Raw genomic sequence first — 7066 nt, forward strand, 5'->3', positions numbered from 1 at the left:
GACATCGGCGTGGACAAACCGTTCTGCGACGAGCCCGCCACCTGGCCGAGCCAGCTGAGCACCCAGGACTCGCCGCGCGCACGCCTCAAGGGCAAGGTCGAGTTGGTGGCCAAGCAGGTGATGCCCGAGCCCGTGATGACCGCGCTCAAGGAGTTCGGCATCTGGCGGGCCACGCGAGAACTCCAGGTCATCGATCGGCTGCCGGAAGTGGCCATGCAGGCTTTCGAGAAGGACTTGCGCTGCGTGGTCGAGCGAGCTCGCCGCGCCGGTGCCACCCCGGTCCTCGTGACCCACGGCAATTACTTCGGCGACCAGATCACGCCTGAAAACCGCCCGATGCTGGTGGCCTGGCGGCGCTTCTACCCTGACCTGTCGGAGGCTGGCTTCATCGACATGGAAGCGCGCGCCAACCAGGCCGTGCAGCGGGTGGCAAACAGCGAGCCGCAAGCCATCCTGGTCGACATCCGCAAGGCCGTGCCACCGGGTCCCAAACACTATGCCGACTTCGTGCACTTCACCGATGAGGGTGCGCGCTTGCTGGCGCAGCAGCTGAGCGCTGCCATCCTGGCAAAGCCGTCCCAGGGGAGCCAACCATGAGCGGCGGGCGCCAGGCCATCACCCCGCCAGACCTGAGCGGACACATCCCCTCGCTGGATGGCTTGCGCGCCTTCTCCGTTTTGCTGGTGCTGATCGGACACGTCGCGGCCACGCACGGCGCCCCGCTGTGGCTGGACAAACCGGCCATCACCTCCCTTGGCAACATCGGGGTGCGGTTTTTCTTCCTGATCTCGGGCTTCCTGATCACCACCTTGCTGCTGCGCGAGCACGCGCGCACCGGCCGCATGGACCTCGGGCAGTTCTACCTGAGGCGCGCCTACCGCATCCTGCCCGCCGCCTTCGTCTACATCGGCCTGATCTGGCTGGCCTTCCAGCTCGGCTGGATTGACCTGTCGCTGAGCGTTCCCAACCGCACGCAGGACGCAGACGCGCCCATGCGGCACCTGCTGCACGCGCTGACCTTCACCGCCAACTACAACCACGACTACAACTGGTACTACAACCACCTGTGGTCGCTGTCGGTCGAAGAGCAGTTCTACCTGCTTTGGCCTTTTGTGCTGGTGATCGCCGGGCTCAGCCGAAGCCTGGTCGTGGCCGCTATTGCGATCGTGCTGTGCCCGCTCATCCGACTGGCCATGCACCTGTGGACCGACGCACCCGAGATCGCTTTCAACCGCGAGTTCCAGGCCATCGCAGACGCCCTGGCCATGGGTTGCCTGGCAGCCATGCTCCACGCCAAGCTGAGCGCCATGCCGCGCATCAAGGCATTCCTGACTCACCCGATGGCGCCCTTGGCCCTGGGCGGCCTGCTCATCGGCGCAGCGTATGCCTCGGCGCTGGTGTCCCGGCCGTTCGCGTTCATCGGCGGGCAGGTTCTGAGCAACCTGGGCATCGTCATCATCCTGCAGCACCTGGTGCGCACGCCGGGCTCATGGGCCGGTCGCATCGCCAACCTCAAGCCCGTGGCCCTGATCGGCGCCATGAGCTACTCGCTCTACCTTTGGCAAGAGCCCTTCCTGTACTTCCTGGTTGACAGTTGGGAAACGCGCTTCCCGATGAACCTGCTGCTGAGCTTCGCCGCCGCCTGGCTGTCCTACCGCTTCGTCGAGCAGCCCTTCCTGAGGCTGAAAGAGCGCCTGCACGGCTCTCCAGCCCGATCCACAGCCCCAACGCCATGACGTTCAAGCTGTACCTGCTGCTGATGGCGCTGTCGTACCTGCGCGTCTTCGAGCTCTTTGCCCCTGAGTTGGCACCGCTGCGGCCGATGCTGCTGCTCATGCTGATCGTGCTCGGCCTGTCCATCGCCGACCTCAAGAAGCAAGGCGGCAGTGCGCTCAGCAAACAGCACCAGCGGCTGATGTGGGGGATCATCGGCATGGTGTTCCTGTCGTCCCTGCTGGCTGCAGGGTTTGGCGACGCCATCGGTTCCCTGATCGCCTTCCTGCCCACGCCGATGCTGTTCTTCATCTCGGGCATGAACCTCACCAGCATGGAGCGGGTCAAGCGACTGACGGCCACCATCATCGGCTGCCTGGCCATCCTGAGCATCATGAGCGTGGCCTGCTATCACACCGGCTTCATGGTCGACACCCTGACCATGAAGGAAAACGGCACCGGCCCGGACAGCGGGTTCGCGGCCGTGATCGAAAGCAACGACATCCCCGCGCTCGACACCTCTGGTCGCTACCTCTGGCGCATCCGCTCCGTGGGCTTTCTGGGCGACCCCAACGACTACGCCCAAACGATGGTGTGCTTCTTGCCCCTGCTGCTGACGTTCTGGCAGCCTGGGCACGCGATGCGCAACCTCCTGCTCATCGCGCCAACGGTCAGCCTCCTGCTCTACACCATCTACCTGACGCGCTCCCGGGGCGCCCTGCTGGGCCTGAGCTCGCTCTTTTTCCTGACGGTGCGCAAGCGACTGGGCAACGTGCTGACCGCTGGCCTGGTCGTCGGCATCTTCGTGGGTGCGATGGCCCTGAACTTCACCGGTGGACGGGCCGTCTCCTCCAAGGACGAATCCGCAGGCGGACGCATCGAAGCCTGGGCCCAAGGCCTGAACATGCTGACCTACCACCCCGTGGCCGGGGTCGGCTATCACCGTTTCAGCGACCACCACACCCACACCGCGCACAACACCCTGGTGGTCTGCTTCGGGGAGCTCGGCCTGCTGGGTTATTGGGTCTGGCTGGGGCTGGTGCTGATGGTGTTCACGCAACTCAGCCGCGCAGCCGATGCCGCGCTGCCAGGCACCGTCGAGCAGCTGTGGGCCACCCGAGCCAAAATGTCCTTCATCGGGTTCTTCGTTTGCAGCATGTTCCTTTCACGCGCGTTCGAGCCTCAGTTGTTCATCCTGCTGGTGATCAGCGTCGGCATCTGGAACGCCGTGTGCAAGCAACTGCAGGGCACGCCGCAGGGCATCGCACTGGCCGCCACCCTGCCCTGGCGCTCGCGCACCTTCTTCTGGGCCATCGGCACCATCCTGTTCTTCTACGTGCTGGTCAACGTCAACAACATCCTGCTGGGCCGCTGAAGCACCCCGCACACCCGCCAGATGAGCGCAACCACCTCCACCCAACAACCAGTGACCCCGAGCAGGCGCGGCATCCTGCATGTGGTCGATTCGCTGGAAAGAGGCGGACTCGAGCGCCTGGTGCGCGACCTGGCGGTGGCCCAACTGCGCCGGGGTCACCACGTGGCGGTGTTCAGCATCAACCAGACGGGTGGCTTCATCGACGAGCTGCGGGCTGAGGGCGTTCCCGTGATCGAAGGCAACAAGCAAGGCACGCTGGACCTGCAGGTCTTGCAGTCATTGCGCCAGGCTGTTCGAGACCACCACATCGACACCGTCCACGCCCACAATTTCGTGCCCAGCTATTACGCCGCAGCCGCCCTGATCGGCATGCGGCAACGACCCACCCAAGTCGTCACCTGTCATGACATGGGCACCAGGCTGAGCAACAGGCGCCTGCGCTGGCTCTTCAAATGGTCGATCCTGCGCACTCAGGGCGTGGCCATGGTCGGGCAACAGGTGCACGAGCGGTTCACGCGCGATGGCTACGTGCCTGCACGCAAGGCCATGACCCTGCTCAACGCCGTGCCGGTCGAAGACTTCGGCATCACACCCGAACGCAAGGCGTCCGCGCGCCAGGCGCTGGGCCTGTCCGATGACGAGGTCGTCGTCGGCTGCGTGGGGCGCCTGGTCGAACTCAAGAACCACCTTGGCCTGATCCGTCAATGGCCGGCCGTGCGGTCCGCACACCCCAAGGCCCGCCTCGTGCTGATCGGCGAGGGGCCCCTGCGCAAACAGATCGAGCAACTGATCAGCGAGCTCGAACTGGGAGACGGCGTCCTGCTGGCCGGCATCCGATCCGATGTTTCGCGGCTGCTGCCCGGCCTCGATGTCTTCGCCCTGCCATCGTTCACCGAGGGCGTCTCGATCGCGCTGCTCGAAGCCTGCGCCACCGGGCTGCCCTCTCTGGCCAGCCGCGTCGGAGGCAACGTGGAAGTCATCCAGGAGGGCGTGACGGGCAGGCTCTTCGACGTCCAGGACGCCTCTGCCTTGCGCTCCGCGCTGCTCGACCTGGTGGGGAGCGCCACCTTGCGCGAATCACTCGGGCGTCAAGCGCGCCAGTGGGTGCAGGAGCACGCGTCCCTGTCCGCGCTGTGCACCCAGTACGACCGCCTGTACGACGACTCGGCCTCGCGCCGGTGAGGCCCATCCGTGCGCAAACCCCACCCCGCCCCCCACCCCGACGCGCTGCAAGCGGCGCTGTCTCAGCCTCGCATCCCCGGCCTGGACGCCCTGCGCGCCCTGGCCGTCTTCCTGGTGCTGGCCGACCACTCGGGCTGGTCAGGCCCCTTCGGCCTGCCGCTGTTCGACGGCGGCTTCGGGGTGATGCTCTTCTTCGTGCTCAGCGGCTTCCTCATCACGCGCGGGTTGCTGGCCGAACTGCGCCTACGTGGCGACATCGACCTGGGGCGTTTTTACCTGCGCCGGGCTGCGCGCCTGCTGCCGGTCTTCTACGTCTATGTGCTGGTTGGTCTGGTGCTGCTGACCTTGGCACACCGTCCCGTTCCCTGGGGCGCGATCTGGAGCAGCAGCACCTACGTGGTGAACTACTACCAGGCGTTCACGGGGGCTGCTTCGCACTACCTCTCGCATTGCTGGTCGCTGGCGGTCGAGGAACAGTTCTACATGCTCTGGCCCTTGGGCCTGCTGCTGATCCACCGGTACATCAAGGTGACCTGGCGCGGCGTGCTCGCCCTGACCCTGGCGCTCATTGGCTGCCGACTCGCCTGGGTCGCCGCAGGGGCCTCCGATGAATACCTGTACCGCGCCCTGGAAACCCGGGGGGATCAGCTGGCGATCGGTGGCCTGCTGGCCTGCGCCGTTGCCTCGGAGCGGGTTCGCCAAGGGTTTGCTCGCGTGCCGGCCCGGCACTGGGTCCTTCTGGCAAGCCTGGGCCTCGTGATCCTGAGCTTCAACGTGTTTCGAGGCAGCAATGTCCTGAAATACGCGGTTGGTTTTTCCATCGAATCCCTGCTGGTGACCCTGGCCTTGCCACTCGTCATCCTGGCAGCCAACCAGCCAGGCACGCGCACATCCAGGTTGCTCAATGCCGAAGGGCTGGCCTGGATCGGCCGCATTTCCTACGGCATCTACCTTTTCCACCCCATGGTGTTGCACCCCGTTCGAAACATCCTGACGCGACTCGGGCTGCACACCGACGTGGCCATTGCCGTGTCGATGGTGGCTGTGGCCATCGTCGCCCACCTGTCCTTCCGCTGGTTCGAGGAACCCCTGCGCCAGCGCATCGTGCAGAACCAACGCCCGACCGCATGACCCGCATCGCCGTCATCACCCCCATCCTGCCCGTGCCCGAGGACATGACCCGCGGGCGTTTCATCTATGAGACCACCCGGGCCCTGGCCAGGCAGGCAGACGTCCGGGTTTTCCTGACGCAGGCCCAGTATCCCCAAGCCAGTTGGCTGCAACCCAGCCGACACAAATCGGTTGTCATGGCGGACGCATATTCGCTGCCGGGCATCGACATCGAAACCGTGACCTACCCTGCCCTGCCCCTGATTTCTCGGGTGACAAATGGATGGGTGTCAGGGATGTCCTTGCTGAAAAGGGTCGCTCAATACTCCCCTGACATCCTGATCGGATATTGGACATACCCCGAAGGCGCCGGCGCCGAATACGTGGGTCGGAAACTCGGCAAACCCGTGGTCATCGGCGCGTTGGGCACCGACATCAACGACCGCCATGGCATCAACGCCTGGCTCACCCGCAGAACGCTGCAAGCCGCCGACAGGATCGTCCTCGTCAGCCAGGCCATGACGCAGCACGCCATCCAGACCTTCGGCGTCTCACCCGAGCGATGCGCCACCGTGGTCAATGGCATCAACACCGCGGTTTTTCACCCGCAGGACCGAAACAGCTGCCGCGAAGCGCTCGGCCTGCCCCCCGATGCGCCCGTCGTGATTTATGTCGGCCGATTGATTGAAGCCAAGGGCTTGGGCGAACTGGTGGCAAGCGCCACGAAATTGCGTCAAAAGCATCCTGACTTGCGCACCATCCTGATCGGCGATGGCCCCTACCTTGAAACCTTGAAGGGACTCATCGCCGCCCAGGGGCAGCAAGACAGGATCATCCTGGCCGGGGGGCAGCTGCCCCAGACAGTGGCCCAATACATCAATGCGGCCGACGTCCTGACCTTGCCCAGCTGGAGCGAGGGCTACCCCAATGTGCTGGTGGAGGCCCTGGCGTGCGGCTGTCCTGTTGTCGCGACCCGCGTTGGCGGGATCCCCGAAATCGTCACAACCGACAACGGCTGCCTGATTCCTGCGCGAGATACAAATGCCCTGACCAAGGCCCTGGACCAAACCCTGGAAAAGGCGTGGGATCGCCCCGCGATTTCCAGAAACATGTCACGGACCTGGGACGATGTCGCTCGAGAAACATTGCACGTGTGTCGCTCACTGACCCGCTAGCCCCGCCTTCAAGGGGCTTTTGCGTGAATGGCCCCCTCGAAAATCCAAAGCAATTCTTACGGTCCGTTACTTCCTATCTGTGACAGACTCACACCCCAGTGCTTGCCGCAACTTTGAGAATGACCTCACTGGCAACCGAAATCCCGGTCAGCTCATCGCAAGGGGCCTAGCGGTTCCAAATCCGCCCCGGCACTCAGCAACGCACTTCATTCGAGAGTCCTTCATGCCCAACCAACCGTCTCACCTGTCTCGCGCCGCCCTCCTGGCTTCGATGGCATCCGTTGTCGTGCTGACCGCTTGTGGCGGCGGCGGTGGCGGCGGTGACAACCCGAGCACCGAGAACACCACGGCTCAGGGCATGACTCAAGCCGAGGCCGACGCCGAGGCAGAACGCCTGCGCCGCAAGACGGCCTCGACAGGCACCACAGCCCCCACAACGACCACCACCACGACCACGCCCACCACCGGGACCACCACCCCGACGAGCGGCAGCACGACCACCACTCCTGTG

General features: G+C 64.8%; 6 protein-coding genes and 1 pseudogene. All 7 read left to right on the top strand.

Features of this window, described 5'->3' with window-relative positions; translation table 11 throughout:
• Window positions 1-597 (top strand): SGNH/GDSL hydrolase family protein (locus tag B2W70_RS18095; RefSeq protein ID WP_286747948.1); only part of this gene is annotated, 597 nt, incomplete at its 5' end.
• On the top strand, window positions 594-1736 hold the full coding sequence (locus tag B2W70_RS18100) for an acyltransferase family protein (RefSeq protein WP_286747950.1): 1143 nt from the start codon (window positions 594-596) through the stop codon (window positions 1734-1736). The genes B2W70_RS18095 and B2W70_RS18100, both read left to right, overlap by 4 nt.
• Window positions 1733-3088: an O-antigen ligase family protein gene (locus tag B2W70_RS18105; RefSeq protein WP_286747952.1), complete on the top strand. Its 1356-nt coding sequence runs from the start codon at window positions 1733-1735 to the stop codon at window positions 3086-3088. The genes B2W70_RS18100 and B2W70_RS18105 overlap by 4 nt, the downstream gene beginning before the upstream one ends.
• 21 nt (window positions 3089-3109) lie before the next feature.
• On the top strand, window positions 3110-4270 hold the full coding sequence (locus B2W70_RS18110) for a glycosyltransferase (protein WP_286747954.1): 1161 nt from the start codon (window positions 3110-3112) through the stop codon (window positions 4268-4270).
• Window positions 4271-4279: 9 nt separating this feature from the next.
• A complete protein-coding gene (locus B2W70_RS18115; protein ID WP_286747955.1) occupies window positions 4280-5401 on the top strand; it encodes an acyltransferase family protein in 1122 nt (373 codons plus the stop codon).
• Window positions 5398-6555: a glycosyltransferase gene (locus B2W70_RS18120; protein WP_286747957.1), complete on the top strand. Its 1158-nt coding sequence runs from the start codon at window positions 5398-5400 to the stop codon at window positions 6553-6555. Before B2W70_RS18115 ends, B2W70_RS18120 begins: the two co-directional genes overlap by 4 nt.
• A 223-nt stretch (window positions 6556-6778) precedes the next feature.
• A pseudogene (locus B2W70_RS18125) lies at window positions 6779-7066 on the top strand (hypothetical protein); the annotation flags it as partial.

The organism is Aquabacterium sp. UBA2148 (genome assembly GCF_002328915.1).
Lineage (GTDB): Bacteria > Pseudomonadota > Gammaproteobacteria > Burkholderiales > Burkholderiaceae_C > Aquabacterium > Aquabacterium parvum.